Here is an 18,023-nt window from a genome sequence, read left to right as displayed (position 1 = left end):
CGCCGCGGGCCTACACTGAAATTTGGCTATCAGCCGCCATTGTCGACGCTAAAAGCACCGACACCAAGAAAAATCAGCCGCTTTCCTCGGGCGAGTTTCGGAACCCCGTCCTCAGGTTTGCTGGTCGGCCGCCTCTCCGAAGCGGTCGGTTTCAAGCCTGAAGAACCTGTTGGGAGCTGATCCTCACCTTGAAAGAAGCGGGCAGCAATTCCTGGGCGAAATGGTTCCGGCAAATACCACGAACGTTTCCTGGAGGAAAGGGAAACGCAAGTCTTGGGGCGCACCAGGACGAGCGCTTGCGCACCTGACGTGGTCATGAAGCCCAAGACCGAAGGGCCGCCCTTGCTGTATGGCTTGACCACGCTTCCAAAGGTGCCAACAAGCGCTACAATTTTTCCAGCGCAGCATACCCTCGACAACACGCAGGACCTCTATAAGAAAAATACACAAAACGCTCACCTACCCGCGTACCGATTCGCGGTACCCCACAATAAACGACATTTTCCCTTGGTTCCCGAATTACTGGACACAACGTCGACCGCATGTAAACATGTGCATTTTGTCGCCAAGGCAAAAGCGATTGGCATCTTAAGGACAAAAACTATTTCAACGACGCCAAGGTGCGTGATCACCGCCATCATTTCCGACTGAGACCAATCCCGTCGAAGGCCGGAATGACGCAGGAGCTATGTTGATCTACGACATGGTCGTGCGGCGCTAAATAGGCGTTTTCATGGAAACTTTCAAAGGAGCTCAGCGACATCGTTTTTAGTCAATCACCGGCCAAGCCTTTCGCGCCAAAGGCACGATGATCTCCGTCGTTGGATGGCGGAAATCTATTTCGCATTGGAAAAAGCCCTCGCCAAGCGCAAAGCCCAGGAAAAACCGGCCCGATCCCGACGAAAAGGACAAAAAAAGGAAAATGCGCGCTGCCATTGATGGCCGCGAATGACATTCTTCCCGTCATCAAAAAATTGCCAAGAAAGACCAAGGCACCAGTATCCACTCCGGTGAGCATCTTGGCGATGATGGAAACGGCAGGCAAGGAAATGGAGGATGACACGACCTGCGTCAGGCGATGAAGGACGGTGGATTGCGTTACGCCTGCGACGCGCGCCTTGGGCATGATCAGGCGCCTCCTCGAGCGCCGGGTACATCATCCGCGACAAGAAAAAGCTCATTCCGACGGGCAGAGGCATCGCCTTGATCGGGCTTGTTCCGAGCAGCCCATTGCGAGTCCCGGAGGCTCACTGGCGAATGGGAATGCGGCTCCCAAGCTGGTGCTTACGAAAAGGTCAATATCCTCAGACAAATTCATGCAAGAGGGTCAGGAGCTATGCGCAGCAGGTCGTCGGGTTTGTGCTGAGGCGGCGGAGCAACGCGCGGCTAGAAATGCCACGGGGAACGGTTCGCCGGGAGCAGCCTATGCCGCAATGCCCGACTATGACCTTGCCGATGTCGCACTTTGCGTGCAAAGGAAGGCAAGTTGCTGAAAAACGAAAGCAGGCATTCGGATGTTCGCGTGCTAAAGAGGATGCGACTTCACACTTCGACCGACGATTGCAGGCAAATTGGTGGAGCGCGAACATTTGGTCGACTTGCTCACGAGCAGGGAGACGACCGGGTGGGTACAGGGATTTTGGGGAAGACCGGGAAACGATTTGATGCCTGGCTACGTTTGAAACAGGACTTCAGTGTCACTTTTCATTTTGACAAAGGCGAAGGCAAAACGCAGGCACCTGCCACCGAGATCACTTGAAGGAGGCCTGATCGACTTGTTTCAGGAGGGCGTAGCAGGGGGAGTTCGTCAAGAATACCCAAAATATGGCCAGAGTGTAAGGATTGCGAAATCTATTTGGCGAAGATTGGAGTGCCTGATTGTCTGCATTCTGGGTAAGATTTGAGCAGCAATAACCACAAGATTCCCCAATTGTTGTTGGTGGCGGTTTTGAATTTTTACATAATTTGCCCTTCGTCAACAGTTATTTTCAGCATTATCAAGATGAGTGGGTCCAAAAAAGTCTGCCTGGTGGGGGGCGATGAAATATTTGCATTTCTTGTCGAGGACTGGCTCGGCAAGGTTCGGCGTGGAACTCGACATATTCCAGATCAGGCAGGATCGCATCGACGAACTTGGCGGGAAGCCTGACGTCGTGTTTTTAGATTATTCCTCTGACCATGAATGGTTGGATGTATTGAAGCTCATCAAGGAGCAAAGTCCAGCAATAAGATGGTGTTGCTTTCCAGTTTAGAGTGGCAGCAGATGTAAAAATTGACGAATGTATGCAAGCCGGTGCCGAGGACTTTATTCAGAAGGACAGTGCCGTCGCCAACAAGGTGCATGGCAAGCTCTTGGCGATGTTTCCGGAGTTAGGGGTTGGTGCCTGACGAATGAATTCCTACATTTTCCTTGATGTCATTTTTATATTGCAATGCCTTTGGGCATAGTTAGATTCGTTTAGGCTGTATTGGATCGGGTTTTTATAGCGGGAATCTGGTAAGCGAATTCTGATGTTGGTTTTAGGATTAGTAAGCAGCTTTATCGGTAGGCAGCAATGCAGAATCTAGAAGAGTTTTCTTGTTGAAGACTGACAGGAATTTACAGCATGATCTTGGCTAGAAGCTCCAAGGTCTTTGGCAATTTCTTCGTTTCTACCTTCAAATCCCGCAGGCGGATCGGCGCTGGAGCACCCTGGCCAAACATCCCGACATCGATGTGGTTCTGCTCGACTATGATCTCCCGGCATCGGCGGTTTGGAGAAATTCCCTCAAAGGGCATTTCTGCCGCCAAGAAACATGCACCTGCCAAGAAGTCCTTTTCCTCTCAGGCATCGACCAGGAACAGCATCATCCAGGAATGATATGTAGAAAGTAAGCGCCTTCAGAATTCATCTACAGACAAGGATGTCATACCCCGGTGTATGTCGCCATCGCCAACATCATGGAAGAAGAGACCAAAAGAAGAAAAAGAAAAGTTCTTGGGCGGTCTTTTGCTTGAACGATAAACATTTTCGGTTTGATTTGAATTTCCATTCCCCGGCATTCTCGAGTTGGGGATCAGTGGACGTATCTTTATATGCATCGCTGTGAACTTTGAGCTGAAAGAAGAGCATTTGATGATCCGGGACGCCGCCCGTGAATTTGCCAGAGCCGAATTGGCGCACGACGTGATCGAGCGCGACGAGCAGAGCAAGTTTCCCTATGCGCAAGTCAAAATGATGGGCGAACTCGGCGGCTTCCTCGGTATGATGGTCTCCTAGAATAATGGCGGCGGGGTGGACACCGTTTCTATGCCGCCGCCATGGAGAAATGGCCAAAGGTTGAATGCCTCGGCAGCCACCGTGATCATGAGCGTTTGCAATTCGCTGGTCAATTGGGGCCTTGAAGCTTTTGGAGACGAAGCTGAAGCAGAGCCACCTCTGTGCCATGGCCCTGTAAAATCAGCGCACCTGCCTCCACTTGAACCCGAAGCTGGTTCGGATGCGACCCAATATAAAAAACCACGGCCATTGACAAGGGCGACCACTACGACCTCAATGGCACCAAAAACTGGATCACCAACAGCAACATATGACACTGCCAGCCCCCCCCCGGTCATCGCCCAAACCGACAAGGAAAAAGGCCTGAGAAGGGCATCAATGTCCTGATCGTTGAAAAGGGTCAGGCGAACCTGATCAAATCCCCAGGAAAAGAACAAGATGGGTATTCGCAGCTCACATCTGCCTTCAATTCTGAATTCAATGATGTGATCGTGCCCAAGGAAAACCCCATCGGCGACGACGGATTCGGCTTCAAGTTTGCGATGAAGACCTTGGCGGGTGGCCGCCAACATCTTCCCAAGCCCTTGGCATCGCAAGCGGCGCCTACGAATTGTGAAAAAGAATATTCCAAGATCAGGAAGGCATTAGGCAAGGAGATCATTGCACCCACCAAGCAGTCGCATTCCAAATCGCCAACACTGGCCACCGAAATCGAAGCCGCAAGAATGCTCTGCCTCAAGGCTGCTTGGGACAAAGACAACCATTTGGACTGCCATTTGACAGCGCCATAATCCAAGTACTACGCCTCCAAAGTGGCGATGAAGGTCTAGAGCGAAGCCATTCAAGTCCACGGCGGCCAAGGCTATGTGCGCGAATGCCACGTGGAGCGCGCCGGTCCGCGATGCGAAAATCTCCAGGATCTACGAAGGGAGCTGGCGAATTCAGCAGATTGTGATTTCGCGGAGCGTGCTGAAATAAAGGAAGCGGCGGCGTCACTTTGAAGCGGTGGCCTTACTTTTGAGGCGGCAGCGTCACTTTGAGGCGGCGGCCTTACTTTTGAAGCGACGGCGTCCCGCCGAACGCTGATCGACCGCTCGCCTCTGGCGAAATTTCAAACGCATTGTGAAACGAAGCCAAAGCATACAGGAGTTACTTGGCTCGTTTTACTTTTAGCAATACTTCCCACCATCATGAGCATTTGCAGATCGCGTTAATTCTCACCAACTTGCACTCAGTCAGAGAATAAACTCCAATGAAAAACCCCACCCTCCTTGTCTTTTGCTTGCTCCTTCCCACGCTTCATACGCAGAATAGCTACACAATCACATCCATTCCCTGTAATCCACCCCTTCGATGGCAATACGCCGACTGGGATCGCGCAAGATGACGTCTGAGGACCAACCGTGACCCCTGCCTTTCGGTTTCTGCTTCTATGTTTCTAGCTATACCGGGTAAGTATCGGATCCAGGGGGTTGCTCACGTTCACCCCCCAAGCCCCAGGAATCTACTACGGTTGTCCGATCAACGCCGCATTTCCTGATCCGACGATGACCCTCACCATTGCGCCAGCCCCCATGGCAAGACCTGAATCCATCATCTTATGGCGACGTCATTTATCGCTATGCGATTGGTCGCACTTGCCACCTGGTTTTAACGTCTCCTTTGATTCCGTCGCCATGTTCGGTTGTACAGCAACCTATTTCAGCCAACTGTGATCTTGTACGAGACCACCAACATCATTAGATTTCCATCTTGAACAAGCCTGTTTGTGCAACTTGGAATGGTGGCGCTGCCATTCAAAGGATTCAAGTCAATGGCACTACTGCCTTTGTGGTGCCCTGGGCGCAATTTCCACTAGCAATGGGCTGCCAGCAATGATGCCTATCGTTTTGCTCCCGTTGGGACCTGCATGCGGGTCCGATGCTGCCCGCCGGTTCAATCAGGAAAAGTATTCTCTGACCTCAACAGCAATTGTATACGAGGATGTCAATGAGTCCCCATCGTGGACCGCGGCATCACTCGCAAACGGCGGCCAATTTTAGTGTGGACCGACATCAATAGGGGGCCAACAGAACCATGTCCTCGCGCGGCACCTACGCTGTCAATGAGTACATGACCGGTGGCTTCCTGCCCAATGACTTGCTTCCTGTCACCACAATGTCACCTTGGCGAATACGACCATCAATGGCGTTGACTTTGCTGACTCCGCCATCACTGCCTGCACGGACTTGGTGTAGGGCCGGAAGTAGTTTTATGCGTCGTTGTGACAGTGCCCGCATCAACGTGAGCTATTGCAACAATGGTTCGCTTGCCGATGCCAATACCGTGGTGGAGGTGGTGCTTCACGATTCGTTGACTTCGTTTGCCTCCCGATTCTACGATCACCAGCGTGAATACGTATTCCTTTGCAGTCGGCTTGCTCAATCCCGGCCAATGCACTACCATTGTCATCGACTGTATTCTGGGCTGCGATTCGGCGGGAACGATTTATGCGCTTACGGGGACCATCTCCGGATCCCAACCTGTTGATTGCAACCTCTTCAACAATACCGATATCGCCTACGAAACGGTCAGCGCCCTTTGACCCGAACTCCGGCGGGTTGGTGCTCAGAGGTTTTCGACCCGTGGCTAGGTGGATTCCGGACATCATCGACGACAATGAAATTTCCTTACCTACCGCATCGACTTCCAAAACGTGGGCACCCCGCCTATGCCGAGGATGTCGTGATTCGCGACTTACGCTCGATGTTGCCCATTTGGACATAACTCGTTCCAGGCCGTGGGCGCTGGCTAACTACAGGTTACATCATCATCGGCAACGAAAGTATTGTTCCGCTTAAAACATCAACCTCCTGACAGCAAAATACCAATGAGCCCAACAGCCACGGTTTTGTGAAGTACCGCATTCATCAGAATACGGGCAATCAGCCATGCACCGTCATTCCGCAGCAATGCCAGCATCTATTTTGATCAAGAGTAAGCCATCGTTACCAATTCGACGACGAATACGATTCCTGCCCTGAGCATCGACTTGGGTCAGGATACCTTGCTTTGCTCGGACAAAACCTTTCGCCCGGGTTTGACCGGCAACTGGACGAACTACCTGGAGCACGGGGATTCGACGGCGGGCATCACGGTCCGGTGCGGGAACCTATAGCCTTACCGTGACCGATGCCAATGGCTGTTCCTCGACGGATCTGATCTCGTGCAGCAGTCCGTGATGCAAGCGTGTTCTCGGAATGATACCACCACAACATTACCGGTCATCGTGGATGCAGGCTCCAGGGTTCGCAAGCTACCTCTGGAGCACAGGAGCGACCACTAGAATATCACGGTTGGCCAAACAGGCACTTATTGGGTGCAGGTGACCAACCAAGACGGATGCATGGGTACGGATACGATTCACATCACTGTTCAACCCGTTGGCGTGAGCCTTCCGCAGGGATATGCGTTGAGCATAAGTCCTGTGCCGGCAAACGACCGCCTGCAAGTGCGCATGGACCTGCCCACTGCGCAGTTCCTGAACGTCAGTCTGACCGACCTTGCGGGCCGCATCCTCTGGACATCAACAACGGACTGCAGCAAGCAAGTCAAGATGGAAGTCAATCTTGGCAGATTCGCCAATGGGACGTATTTGCTTGAGATCCAAGGAGAAGGAGTTCGCGTCAGTCGCCGGGTTGTCGTGATGCGTTGATGGGGGAGTAAAGAGAAGTGTGTCCATATGAAGCGTCGGGCTCCGGCCGTACGCTGATCGACCGCTCGCCTCTGGCGAAATTTTGAGCATGCGATCGACAGCAACAGGTTTGGAAATGCAAAATTTTTGACCTAGGACGTGGGCCGTCGGTATCCTTATTTTTAGATGTGATTCTCCAAAACGACGTTCACATTCAATGAAGCTATCCTCCGAAGCATAACAACTTTGGCGCTCTGCCTTATCCTATTTGCGACCACCTCGGCGCAGACAGACATGCGCCGCAAGTTTCAAGGAATTTCGATCGAAGCAGGCATCGTCTCCGCACCGAGCCTTAAGTCTGGGCTGGATATGGTTTGGGTTATCGGCTTCAGTGGGCATCGTTTCGGGGCATGTGTTTCCCTCATGCAATGAGATCAGATTATCACAACTGGTTTCGTGCCTATGAATATGAAGGATCCGCAAGGTAGCATTTACGGCATCGCACCGCTTCGATCTATGGAAAAGGAATCGTTGGACTATGCTCACCAGCACTATTTTCCAAGTTCAGCGCATTAATATCTATGATGGACGATTTTCTCATCCCGATGATTATATTCTCTTGAGGTCATATCCGCGCTTCCAATTAAGCACTGGACTTGGGATGCGAATGGAGGTGTTTAAAGGACTCTATTTGCTTCAAACGGTTCGGTATGGTGTGGCAAGGGGGAACTTCTTTCTTGTTTCCAATGAAGTAACACACTGGACCTCGGGGATTTGTGCAGATCTATCCATCGGATTTGAGCTATGAAAAGATCACTTCTGATTCTTGTAGGAATGTTGGGTCTGCATGCCATGTTGTATGCCCAAACCATTTCTAGGCTTCCCGAAAGACCCAAATTGGTCATTGCCGCAGGCTTGTGGACTTCCAATTCGATGCGAAACTGGGGAAATCTCAGAATTGGCGTCGAAACCAAGCGGCAATCCTATTGGATCGGTGTTCACCGTTTGCTTCGGTTTAAGCCGAGTAACTCATCGCTTTTTGCCGGACGACTGATCAATCCATGGCCCGTTGGTGTAGAGCTTTGGTTTCGGCACTATTTGTTTCAGGAAAAGTCGCGGTGGCGTCCCTACTGTTTGTTTACCATTGCGGTTTCTGGCGACAGCTTCATTGAAAATCCAGTCTTTTATCCCAATCCGCAAAGGTTTGGGAATTGGGTGGATTTTGAGCCTTCGGTAGGCTATGGGATGCGCTGGGACGTTTGCGACATCTTTTCCATCACCGCCGAAGCCGCGCTGGATTGGATATTTATGTCTTTTTCCCAACCACCGGAAGGATTCCTCCAGCATCATGGCCTGGGAGCTTTATGGCTTCTTTCTTGCTTGAGAAGCGGTTTTAGCGCAGCATTTCCATGGATATTCCCCGTATTTTCAACCCATGAAGCTCCGCATCCTCCTCCTCGCCGTCGCAATGCTTGCGCTGCTCGCCGCTTCCTGCACATCCACGTCGCCAGAATCGCCAGAAATGCCTGCACAGCGCCCCGCTGATTTTCAAATTTCCTTTTCGGAGGAAGGCGGGTCTGAACCCAATTGGACAAGGTATGTCGTCAACGCCAAGCGGGCTTCGTATGAACGGAAATTATACAATGGCGATGTCGCAGTTTCTGAATTCGAACCAAGTCCCGAGGCTTTGGATTCCTTGTACGCCTTCGTGCGCGAAAGCGGGGTCACGGATCTGAAAGCACAAACGGAGGGCGACTCAAGCGACCGATTCGGCTATCAAATGGAAATTGTCTATGCCAGAGATACTTTCAGGCTTGCAGATCAAGGAAATCAATACATCCGCCTGGAGGCTGATTTCAACAAATTCAAGGACGTCTTGGCAGAGGTGAGGGCCTTCATTGGAAAGGGTTTGGAGAAGAACAAATTTGAGGTGACGGCAGAGGTTGTCCTCGATGCAAAAGCGCCACGGCCGGACTCTTTGTCGGTAGTCTTGGAAAAAATTTCACTCATCGACTTGCACCCGGACGACCAAGCAGGCGATACCTTGGAGGGCAGCTTTACTGCGATGCAAGGAACGTATCAAATCACTGCATTTGCCAAAGTTGCCGGCAAAGTATGGGCATTGAGCAAGGAAATTTTACTGACACAACCAACGCTTGTGAATTTGCAGCTCGGGAGGGACGGCTTTCTGGAGATTGCCGAGTCCGTGGAGAAATAGACGATTTTTGCATTTGGCTTACGCCGGAGGCTAATGTTCGGTCGGCCATCGGCGGGACCCCGCCTCGGCAATCGGCGGGACTCGATTCTCGGGACACAGCGCCAAGGGCTCGAAACCAGCGATCGGCGGGACTCTGATTCTCAGGACAGACGCCTCGGCCTCGAAACCAGCGATCGGCGGGACTCCGATTCTCGGGACAGATCGCCACAGACGCAATTACACCCCGAACTGCTTCCTCAAACTCCAACTCAATCCAGTCCGCTCCACTTCACCTCGGGTTTGCCCCAGATGTTTTTGGCGACGCGGTAGATGGTTTTGCAGTCCGTGAGTTTCTCGCAGATCGGATCGACTTGGCGGGTGCTGTAATAGCAGCGGCCTTGGCGGTCGCCGTTGTTGGCGTAGATTTCGCTGCCGGCATCGGGGGCGTTGCGGCTGCATTTGTACACGGTCACGCCTTCGAAGAGGCATTGCTCGATTTCCCCGTTTTTGTATTGGTCATACAATGTTTGCTGCACGACCTTGGGATCCGGTGGCGCAGGTCGGCCGCCGCCGTTTCCGGGATCGGTGTTGGTCACGGCAACGGTGTCGATGTTGTCGGAATTGTTTTTCTTTCCCGTTGGCTGACAAGATGCCGAAATGAGCAATGTGGCCATGACGGTGAGCAAGAGGATGCTGAGATTTTTCATAGTAGGCACAAGTTAAACAGGTTTTGAGAAAAATGGATTGACCAACGCGCCGCCGTCAGCTGAAAATCGAAGGCAGCGGCCCGTCGGCCAACCAAAAACGATCCTTCGAATCTCAGGAATGCCGTCTGTGACGGCGCATCCCCAACAATTCGCGGAGGCTGAACTCCTGATTGAGCAAATACGGCACCGTAAACAGCATCATCACCAAACTCAAGGTCACCACGGTGCCGAGGGTTGGGTCGATGCCCAGATCTTCGTAAGGCGACTTCCCAGTAATGAGTGTGTAGGCCAAGGTGAGGAAAATGAGCACCGTGGTACAAAACAGCAAAACGTTGAGGTAGATTTCTGCGGACTTTTTCATGAAGCGTGATATTTTGTGGTGAAGGATAAAATGGATTTTCCAGCGCGCCGGACTTTCCATCCTTTTGATCATGCTTCAATTTCGCACCGGGGTTTGACAGCTCGTGTCAAAACGGGAGATCGAAATTGCCCGATTTTTAGAAATTTTAAGCGGCTGATTGTTCATTGAATAGCCCGCACTTTGTCCCTATTGGAATTTAGGTGGCGACCATTGTGATCGCGGTTCTCGCCGGGGCAATCATGGGAGTAAAGTCCCTGTTGGACGCGCACAGGTTTGAATTCGAAGCGCATTTTCGCTACTTTTAGGGTGTAATTTGAGAAATGTGAACCACAAATTGATTCGTCTCCACCTTGCCACGGTACTGTTGCTGCTGTCCAATGCCTTGACATTGAATGTTTGGGCGCAATTTAAAAAGGTCTACGAACCTGACTCTGTGATTCTGGGAGAACCTTCCATGTTGACGGCTGTCAAAATAATGGAAACAGACATTCCCGGAAAGGAACTGATGATCGCTAAGACGCTTTCCACGCAAGATTCGGGTGGCATCTATCGATTGGCCGCCTATCAAATGTTGATCAACCTTCATGGCGTGCCGCAGTCACTGCATATTTTTGAGGATACTTCGCAGTTCGTATTTCAGGGTCCACGTGTTTATGGCGCTTGTTATGCAGGAAACGGCGAATTTGGCTTTGCCATGGGCACCAACAGCAATCAGGTGATCATGAAGACCGACACGAGCGGGCAAATGATCTGGGCAAAAAAAGCACGCCACCACGAATTTTATTCGATGCTATGCGAGGGCTCAACGATGGTATGCCTCGGGCAGGATGAGAGCATCCAAGGCGCACACGACTTCCAACTGCAACGCTTGAATGGCGATGGCAGCTTTGAACGGGGCAAAATGTACGGAACCCCGGAATTCGAGAATCCACAGAAGGTGGCCAAAATTGGCGGAAGTTATTTGATGGTCGGCAACACGTTTCAATTGGGCGGCTTCGAATTGCTCGTCGTCAAGGCCGACAATGCCTTTGACCTGCAGTGGGGACATTCGTTTACTGCGCCTGGAAAGACGACGCTCGGCTATGGTATCGTACAGCCGCTGAATGGTAGTGGTTACGTCACAAGCGGCACCGCGCGGGGAGGAATTGATTCGTTGTTTCTCTTTCGGATCGCTGAAAATGGAACTCCAGGCTGGGCGAGGTTTTATTCGATTGAAGGTGCAACGGAGACATCCAACTTGTGCTTGGCCGTGGATCCTGAATCGGGCGGCTACCTGCTCGCGGGCTCTTACCGCAAGTCGGGCTATTTGCGTCCTTTCATTTTCAAAACCGATTCTCTTGGCATTGTCGAATGGGCTTGGGACTATGGAGCACCGGGCGTGAATTCGGACGAATTCATCAATGACGTGATCTACTGCCAAGCAGACGGCTATTTTTACGCAGTCGGAGATGTGGTCGATGTGGATTCGAATCAATACCTCCACAAGGTGCTGGCGCTGAAGATTGCTGCCGATTCAGGCTCGGTACCCTGTGATTCAGCTTTGGTCGTCAGTTCTGTTCCCAGGAACTTTCAAACAGGAATCAACACATTCGAAGAGCCTTTTCAAATCAATTCAGACTATGCGATGGGCAACTTGTTGCAAGGAGTCCAAATGAATGTCGAAACCCGCTGTACGGTGATCGTGATCGTAGGGAATGATCTTGGAATGCCTTTGACGGGTATTTTTGATTTCCCCAATCCTTCTGAGGGCAGTCTCAAATTGAAGGCGGAGATTCCGCAAACCGGCGGATTGCTACGCGTTCATTCGATGCAGGGCACCCTTTTGATGGAGAAGCAACTCGATGGAGGACTGCATGAACAGCAATACGACCTTTCGCAGCTCAGCAATGGCCTTTACTTGGTGTCATTACAAGGTGAAGGTTGGCGCTATCCTACCAAACGTTGGGTGATTCAGCGGTAATTGGCATTGCCAATTTCTTCGCACTCGCTCTCACTCTCCCACTCACTCTCATTTGCTTCCACAACTCTTGCGCACGATCAAGTTGGTCGGCAAGAAAACATGGTCGGGAAGCGTTGCATCAGCCCCATGTTCCATTTTGTCGAGCAGGACGGCGACGGCATTCTCGCCCATACCTTCAATGTTTTGCGCCACGGCGGTAATCGGGGGATGGCAGAACTTGAACATGTCGATGTCATCAAAGCAGACCACACGGATGTCTTCCGGGATGCGCAAGCCCATGTCTTGGATACATTCGAGGGTGGCAACGGCAAGGTTATTGTTGACGACAAATAGCCCCTCAACCTTGTGGGGGGCATTGATCAACGCCGGAACCTGCTTGCGGATGCCTTCGCGGATATTGTCGTAGGGAATTTCGCGTACGAGGTCAGGGTCAAAGGCGATGCCGTGTTTGGCAAGTGCATCGCGGTAGCCACGTGTACGCTCCGTGATCGAGGTCAAGTGCGACGGCGAAATCGTGAGTTGTCCGATGCGGGTGATCCCTTGTTTGATCAGGTGATCCACTACCGAGATGCTGCCGCCGTAGTTGTCGGCCGTCACAAAAGGGGTGTCTTCTTGGCCAGGAACAAAGCGGTCGATCAAGACGAAGGGGAACTTTTCGTTTTTGAGCGCTTGAATGTCTTCGTTGTTGCTGAGCGTCGTCGAAATGATCAGGCCATCGACTTGACGGTCCCGCAACATCTGTATGAGACTGCGCTCCTTGGATGCATTTTCGTCGGAACTGCCGAAAAGCACATGATAGCCGGCCTTGCTCGCGGCATCTTCGACCGCGCGGCACATCCTTGCGTAAAACGAGTTGCTGATGTCTGCCACAATCAGCCCGATGGTATTGCTGCGCCCCATGCGCAGGCTGCGCGCCATCATGTTGGGCTTATAGTCCAGCTCCTTCGCCTTGGCCCAGACCCGCTTCTGCGTATCTTCATTGATGCCATTTTCAGTGCCCTTGTCATTGAGCACCATGGATACCAAGGTCTTGGAAACTCCAAGCGCTTTGGCGATATCGGCGAGCGAGGTCTTCTTTTTCATGTCAAACGTCTTTTCTGAAATTCCCCTAAAATTCAAATATGCTAAATCGATTTAGGATTCACAATTTCTTATCAAAATTTAATGTTTTTTGCGGATTCGACAAATATTGTCCGCGTTACCGAGGAATACCACCATCGATTAAGTCCCCAAATGGCCTTCCAAATACGATTCAAAGCAAATTCGGGGCCACTTATTCAGCAACAATTCCATTCAGGATTTGAGCTTCCGGTCTTGCATGAACCGCAAAATCGCATCGATAAAGTCGGCACCATACAATTGATACTTCCGGTCACCGACACCGCTCACCTGTCGCATTTGCGTTTCCGTGGTCGGGAACTCCTCAGCCATCAAACGCAGAGTGCGGTCGTGGAAAATCACATAAGGTGGCACACCCTGCTTATCGGCAAGGTCCTTCCGCAATTGACGTAACTTTTCAAACAACGCATCCGCAAACGAAGGCAGGGGCTTGGGTGCCGGTGCCACCTTGATCGGTTTCCCCTGTTGCGCATACTCCCGAACTTTGGAGAGAAAAACCTTGCGGCCCTCAAACAGCACCTCACGACCGGCAGGCGTCACTTTCAACGCATTTCCCTCGTCGTAGGCAATTTCCAAAAGCCCGCGGTTGATCAATTGGACAATATAATCGATCCAATCCCTCCGGGAAATGTCCTGTCCGGCGCCGTAGGTTTTCAAAAGGTGAAAACCCTTCATTTTCAATTCTTGATTCGAAGATCCCCGCAAAATGTCGACGACCATGTGAACACCGATTTTTTCGTTTGCCCGGATGCAGGCGGACAAGGCCTTTTGGGCCAAAACGGTTCCGTCGATCTCGACTTTCGGATCCTTGCAGTTGTCGCAATTGCCGCAGTTTCCTTCGTGCTGCTCCCCAAAATAAGCCAGCAACACCTGCCTGCGACAGGACTTTGCATCGGCATATTGGATCATCCGGTCGAGTTTGGTCTGCAAGATTTCCTGCTGACCGCTCTCTTCGATGAAACTCTGCATCTGCTGCACGTCGCCATAGGTATAGTAAAACAAGGTTTCACTCAGCACGCCATCGCGCCCTGCACGACCGATTTCTTGATAATAGCTTTCGATGTTTTTGGGCAAGTTGTAGTGCACCACCCAACGCACATTGCTTTTGTCGATGCCCATCCCAAAGGCAATTGTCGCGCAAATGATGTCCAAATCGTCGCGAATGAACTTCTCCTGCACTTGCGAACGCCGATCGGCGCTCATACCTGCGTGGTAGAAATCAGCCTTGTATCCCTTGTCAATCAGCTTGGCAGCAAGGCTTTCCGTCGTTTTGCGGCTGAGGCAATAGATGATGCCCGATTGTTTGGGGCGATCCTTGACCCATTTCAGGATGTCGGTGGCGCGGTTGGCGCCATTGACGACGGTCAGGCTCAGGTTGGGCCGGTCAAAACTGGAGACGAAGACCTGCGGGTCGCGCAGGTGCAGGTGCTGCTCGATGTCCCGGCGGGTGAGTTTGTCTGCGGTTGCTGTCAGTGCAAGGAAGGGAATGTCGGGAAACCGGTCTTTCAACAAGCCCATTTGCACATACTCCGGACGGAAGTCATGTCCCCATTGCGAAATGCAATGTGCTTCGTCGATGGCAAACAGGTTGATGTTGAGTTGGCTCATCAGATTGAAAAAATCCGCGGAAAGCAACTTTTCAGGACTCACGTACAACAGGTCCAGTTCACCACGGATGGCAAGCGACTCGACCCTTTGGTTCTCTGAACTATGGCTGCTGCTGTTGATGAAGGCGGCCTTGACCCCGTTGGCGAGCAATCCTTCTACCTGATCCTTCATCAAGGCAATCAACGGAGAGACCACGATGCAAGTTCCCGGCATCACAATTGCCGGAATTTGAAAGCAGATCGACTTGCCTCCGCCGGTCGGCATCAAGGCAATCGCATCCCGCCCCGAGAGGATGGTTTCAATGATTTCAGGCTGCTGCGACCGAAATTCGTCGTAACCAAAGTAGGACTTGAGGGCCTGTTTTGCGCTGTCTATGCCGATTGCCGCTTGCATTGTGCAAATTTAGCCGCTTATAGCGGCTTGTAGTAAGGCGGAATGAAAAAAATGGCGATATTCCTGCAATCATTCGCAGCAAACCGGTGAAGGATGAAAGTTGTTTCCAACCCCAAAGCATTGAATACAACCCGAAGCATGATGCCATCGATTGCCAATCCCGAGACCCGATTTTCGGCAGCTTGTCTGCTCGTTGGTTTCCTGATCTTGGTATTCCCCAGCTGCAGTCACGACCTGAGCAATGGCCATTCTTACAGCAAGCTCTATCCGATCCAGCAAGGCAGCGATTGGGGATGGATCGACAGTGTCGGCAATGTGGTCGTCGCCCCAGAGCACAAGTACTATGACGCATCCTTTTTTTTAGATGGCCTCGGGTATTTGAAAATCGACGACCACCACCACGTTGCCTTTTTCAATAGCCGATTGGAGGTGGTCTGGGAAAGTGATGATGTCAAGTCGGCAGATGTCTATCATGGGGGCTATGCATCTGCCTTTGTTGAAAGCGACAACGCTTCGGAATGCAAACGCGTTTTCATCGACCGCGAAGGAAAGGTGTTGTTTGAGCTGCCGGGCTATTCCTGGAGCAGTTTTGAGATGGAAGATGGGTTGTTCATTCGCTTGATGGATGACCCAAAGCTGTATGCTTCGTCCTGAAATAGCTATACACTTAGGGGCGCTGAACCTGAACTGGCTATACACCCTTTTTATTGAACCTAAAATAGCTATACACCCCCTCGTTGTCGAGCCTGAAATGGCTATACAGCCCTCGTATCCGAGCCGAAGGTAGGGATGTGGCTCAACGATTCCTAGGGTATGCCTAACTTCGCGTGTCGGGTGAAGCGGACGGTGGCTCTGCTGAGGAGCAACCACCGAAGGAATAGCCCGACCCGTAGGCGTAATGCCGTGTCGGCCTCCGAGTGATTGGGGGCCGCACTTTTTATCGGCATACGCAATCGGCAGATGCCTGAAGAAACCTACGTCACGCTGGCACATCCTGCCTCCCTTTGCGCTGATGCCAGTATTTCCACCGCTTGGGGATCGGACCGCTCATTTTGTGGGCCTCCCAGCGAGAGGTAATCGATACTCCCGTGTGGCCGCTCGTAGTTGTAAATCTCGATGGCCTCCGCACTTTCTCCCAAGCCTCCTCGAACGATCCAAACTTCATCTCAAGTCCCTGCTCGTCCTTGGGGATGCCGTTTACGCGCTCGGCGATGCCGTTGTCCCTGGGATCGCTGTCCTCAGTCATACTGATGCGGATGCCTCTTGCGATAAGAATCCTGTATGCGCGTAGCAGGCGTATTGGCTGCCACGGTCGCTGTGGTGGATCAGGTCGATGTCGCACTCTGGAAGCGTTGCCAAGGCCATTTCAAGTGCCACGATGGTCTGCTCGGCGGTCATCAAGAGGCTGAGGTTGTAGCCGACGATCATGTGCGAGTAGGCATCGGTCACGAGACTCAGGAAGCAAAGCAATCCGTCAGCGACAGGTAGGTAATGTCCGACACCCATTGCTGGTTCGGGCCTGTGGGCACGACGCCCCCTTGACGAGGTTCGGATACAGCGGGAAACCGTGGTTGGAATCCGTCGTCCTGGGGCCAATGCGCCGCTTGACCTTGATCGTCATCCCGGCATCCAGCAGGATCTCGTGGAGCGTGTCCCTGCCCACTTTCAGGTCGTTGTTGGCCAGCGAACCCTCGATCTTGTGATAAAGCCTGCGTGTCCCGAGCTTGGGCTGGCGCCTCCTCACCACCGCGACAATTGCCAGTACGGCGACCTTGGTCCTTTCCCACTCTGTTTCGCTCCAAATACGGTCATAATATGCGTGTCGCGTCTTCCCGAACAGCTCGCAGAGCACCCTGACGCCGATGCCCTTGTACTTCGTGTGCATGCGCTTTACTGTTTGGAACCATACTTTTTCGGAAGGTCTTGCCCAAGCTCCTCCCCGGCCACCTCGATTACCGTTTCGGCCGCGAGCAACTGCAGTGCAAGTTGGCCAACCTTGCCCTCAAATCCCTGTTTTCCTGTGCCAATGCACCCTCTTGCTCATCCACCTTGTCTAGCACCGATTTTCCGGCTGCGCAATCTCGCCATCCAGTGCCTTGATCCAAACTGAGACCGTACGTGGATAGACCAAGCCCGCCTCGGCCATTGCCTCCTCGACGGTCATGTACCCGCCCTGGACGGCTACCGCAAGCCGGCGGCGCGTGGCAGCATCGGTCTTGCCTTCGCAGGCCAATCCATCAACGCGCCAGACTTTTCAGCCAATCGCGAACCGTCGACTTGTCAACCCTAGTTGCCTTCTTCGCAGGCGAAACATGGGCAATTATCTTGCCTACTTTTCCGTCATTCTTACTCATGTCTATCTTCCAAATTAATAGTTACACACTTTTCAGGTGTATAGCTATTTCAGGTCAAGACAGTATGGCCTCGACGGAACACCGATGGGGGCCAAGGGCTACGAGCAATGGTTTTGCGACAAGACCCATGAACTCGATGACCCGCTATGGTTTCCGAGGTATTTCCGAGAAGGGTTGATGTTGGTGCAAGACCACAAGAACCATCATGAAGGGGGGCCGATTTGGGCACCCTTATGGACAAAAACGAGTAAAAGCCCTATCGATTTCCAAGATGCGGTTGCTTCAACAATGGGCTGGCTTTTGCACAAGACTCGACGACAGAGTTGTATGGCTACATCGACCACGATGGCCATTGGGTGATTCCGCCACAATACAAAGATGCAGGAAATTT

22 protein-coding genes and 1 pseudogene are annotated in these 18,023 nt (G+C 52.1%); 12 read left to right on the top strand and 11 right to left on the bottom strand.

Annotated elements, in window-relative coordinates:
• Window positions 1-29 precede the first annotated feature (29 nt).
• The gene (locus IPN95_19590) at window positions 30-362 is read right to left on the bottom strand and encodes a hypothetical protein (protein MBK9451570.1); all 333 of its coding nucleotides are present in this window, start codon (window positions 360-362) and stop codon (window positions 30-32) included.
• A gap of 410 nt (window positions 363-772) precedes the next feature.
• Entirely contained in the window at window positions 773-1,126 is a 354-nt protein-coding gene (locus IPN95_19585; protein MBK9451569.1) for a hypothetical protein, read from the bottom strand.
• 190 nt (window positions 1,127-1,316) lie between these two features.
• Here IPN95_19585 and IPN95_19580 point away from each other — a divergent pair, with 190 nt between their 5' ends.
• From IPN95_19580 to IPN95_19570, 3 genes are all read left to right on the top strand, one after another.
• On the top strand, window positions 1,317-1,493 hold the full coding sequence (locus IPN95_19580; protein ID MBK9451568.1) for a hypothetical protein: 177 nt from the start codon (window positions 1,317-1,319) through the stop codon (window positions 1,491-1,493).
• 41 nt (window positions 1,494-1,534) lie between these two features.
• Window positions 1,535-1,759, top strand: coding sequence for a hypothetical protein (locus tag IPN95_19575; GenBank protein ID MBK9451567.1), 225 nt, complete (start codon window positions 1,535-1,537; stop codon window positions 1,757-1,759).
• A 328-nt stretch (window positions 1,760-2,087) separates the two neighbouring features.
• The gene (locus IPN95_19570) at window positions 2,088-2,252 is read left to right on the top strand and encodes a hypothetical protein (protein MBK9451566.1); all 165 of its coding nucleotides are present in this window, start codon (window positions 2,088-2,090) and stop codon (window positions 2,250-2,252) included.
• Window positions 2,253-2,599: 347 nt separating this feature from the next.
• Here the strand turns inward: IPN95_19570 and IPN95_19565 are convergent, their stop codons facing one another.
• On the bottom strand, window positions 2,600-2,791 hold the full coding sequence (locus IPN95_19565) for a hypothetical protein (GenBank protein ID MBK9451565.1): 192 nt from the start codon (window positions 2,789-2,791) through the stop codon (window positions 2,600-2,602).
• A 295-nt stretch (window positions 2,792-3,086) separates the two neighbouring features.
• On the opposite strand from IPN95_19565, the pseudogene IPN95_19560 reads away from it, so the two are divergent.
• Window positions 3,087-4,238 (top strand): annotated as a pseudogene (locus IPN95_19560) (acyl-CoA dehydrogenase family protein).
• Window positions 4,239-4,732: 494 nt separating this feature from the next.
• On the top strand, window positions 4,733-4,975 hold the full coding sequence (locus IPN95_19555; GenBank protein ID MBK9451564.1) for a hypothetical protein: 243 nt from the start codon (window positions 4,733-4,735) through the stop codon (window positions 4,973-4,975).
• Window positions 4,976-5,353: 378 nt separating this feature from the next.
• On the opposite strand, the gene IPN95_19550 is transcribed toward IPN95_19555, so the two are convergent.
• Window positions 5,354-5,539, bottom strand: coding sequence for a hypothetical protein (locus IPN95_19550; protein MBK9451563.1), 186 nt, complete (start codon window positions 5,537-5,539; stop codon window positions 5,354-5,356).
• A 110-nt stretch (window positions 5,540-5,649) separates the two neighbouring features.
• Between IPN95_19550 and IPN95_19545 the strand changes: the two genes are divergently transcribed.
• From IPN95_19545 to IPN95_19530, 4 genes are all read left to right on the top strand, one after another.
• Window positions 5,650-5,844: a hypothetical protein gene (locus IPN95_19545; GenBank protein ID MBK9451562.1), complete on the top strand. Its 195-nt coding sequence runs from the start codon at window positions 5,650-5,652 to the stop codon at window positions 5,842-5,844.
• Window positions 5,845-6,624: 780 nt separating this feature from the next.
• Window positions 6,625-6,954, top strand: coding sequence for a T9SS type A sorting domain-containing protein (locus tag IPN95_19540; GenBank protein ID MBK9451561.1), 330 nt, complete (start codon window positions 6,625-6,627; stop codon window positions 6,952-6,954).
• A 783-nt stretch (window positions 6,955-7,737) separates the two neighbouring features.
• Window positions 7,738-8,478: a hypothetical protein gene (locus tag IPN95_19535; protein ID MBK9451560.1), complete on the top strand. Its 741-nt coding sequence runs from the start codon at window positions 7,738-7,740 to the stop codon at window positions 8,476-8,478.
• Window positions 8,369-9,151, top strand: coding sequence for a hypothetical protein (locus tag IPN95_19530; GenBank protein ID MBK9451559.1), 783 nt, complete (start codon window positions 8,369-8,371; stop codon window positions 9,149-9,151). Before IPN95_19535 ends, IPN95_19530 begins: the two co-directional genes overlap by 110 nt.
• A gap of 248 nt (window positions 9,152-9,399) precedes the next feature.
• On the opposite strand, the gene IPN95_19525 is transcribed toward IPN95_19530, so the two are convergent.
• Window positions 9,400-9,837 (bottom strand): hypothetical protein, encoded by a 438-nt coding sequence (locus IPN95_19525; GenBank protein ID MBK9451558.1) that lies wholly within the window; start codon window positions 9,835-9,837, stop codon window positions 9,400-9,402.
• A gap of 112 nt (window positions 9,838-9,949) precedes the next feature.
• Entirely contained in the window at window positions 9,950-10,198 is a 249-nt protein-coding gene (locus tag IPN95_19520) for a hypothetical protein (GenBank protein MBK9451557.1), read from the bottom strand.
• Between the two features lie 322 nt (window positions 10,199-10,520).
• On the opposite strand from IPN95_19520, the gene IPN95_19515 reads away from it, so the two are divergent.
• Entirely contained in the window at window positions 10,521-12,158 is a 1,638-nt protein-coding gene (locus tag IPN95_19515) for a T9SS type A sorting domain-containing protein (protein ID MBK9451556.1), read from the top strand.
• Window positions 12,159-12,206: 48 nt separating this feature from the next.
• Here the strand turns inward: IPN95_19515 and IPN95_19510 are convergent, their stop codons facing one another.
• Window positions 12,207-13,241 (bottom strand): LacI family DNA-binding transcriptional regulator, encoded by a 1,035-nt coding sequence (locus tag IPN95_19510; protein ID MBK9451555.1) that lies wholly within the window; start codon window positions 13,239-13,241, stop codon window positions 12,207-12,209.
• A 210-nt stretch (window positions 13,242-13,451) separates the two neighbouring features.
• Window positions 13,452-15,278, bottom strand: coding sequence for a DNA helicase RecQ (recQ, locus tag IPN95_19505; GenBank protein MBK9451554.1), 1,827 nt, complete (start codon window positions 15,276-15,278; stop codon window positions 13,452-13,454).
• A gap of 138 nt (window positions 15,279-15,416) precedes the next feature.
• Between recQ and IPN95_19500 the strand changes: the two genes are divergently transcribed.
• A complete protein-coding gene (locus IPN95_19500; protein MBK9451553.1) occupies window positions 15,417-15,932 on the top strand; it encodes a WG repeat-containing protein in 516 nt (171 codons plus the stop codon).
• Window positions 15,933-16,257: 325 nt separating this feature from the next.
• Here IPN95_19500 and IPN95_19495 read toward each other — a convergent pair whose 3' ends face one another.
• Genes IPN95_19495 through IPN95_19485 form a run of 3 tightly spaced genes read right to left on the bottom strand, consistent with a single transcriptional unit; the run spans window position 16,258 to window position 17,163 of the window.
• Window positions 16,258-16,524 (bottom strand): hypothetical protein, encoded by a 267-nt coding sequence (locus IPN95_19495; GenBank protein ID MBK9451552.1) that lies wholly within the window; start codon window positions 16,522-16,524, stop codon window positions 16,258-16,260.
• On the bottom strand, window positions 16,521-16,784 hold the full coding sequence (locus IPN95_19490; protein ID MBK9451551.1) for a DDE-type integrase/transposase/recombinase: 264 nt from the start codon (window positions 16,782-16,784) through the stop codon (window positions 16,521-16,523). Before IPN95_19490 ends, IPN95_19495 begins: the two co-directional genes overlap by 4 nt.
• Complete coding sequence (locus IPN95_19485; protein ID MBK9451550.1) at window positions 16,753-17,163, bottom strand: hypothetical protein; 411 nt, start codon at window positions 17,161-17,163, stop codon at window positions 16,753-16,755. Before IPN95_19485 ends, IPN95_19490 begins: the two co-directional genes overlap by 32 nt.
• A 762-nt stretch (window positions 17,164-17,925) precedes the next feature.
• Between IPN95_19485 and IPN95_19480 the strand changes: the two genes are divergently transcribed.
• Window positions 17,926-18,023, top strand: a 98-nt coding sequence (locus IPN95_19480) for a WG repeat-containing protein (protein ID MBK9451549.1), incomplete at its 3' end; no start/stop codon positions are given.

Source organism: Bacteroidota bacterium, assembly GCA_016718825.1.
Lineage (GTDB): Bacteria > Bacteroidota > Bacteroidia > J057 > JADKCL01 > JADKCL01.
Note: the sequence above shows the minus strand (reverse complement) of the source record. Positions and strands in the feature narration are given on the sequence as shown.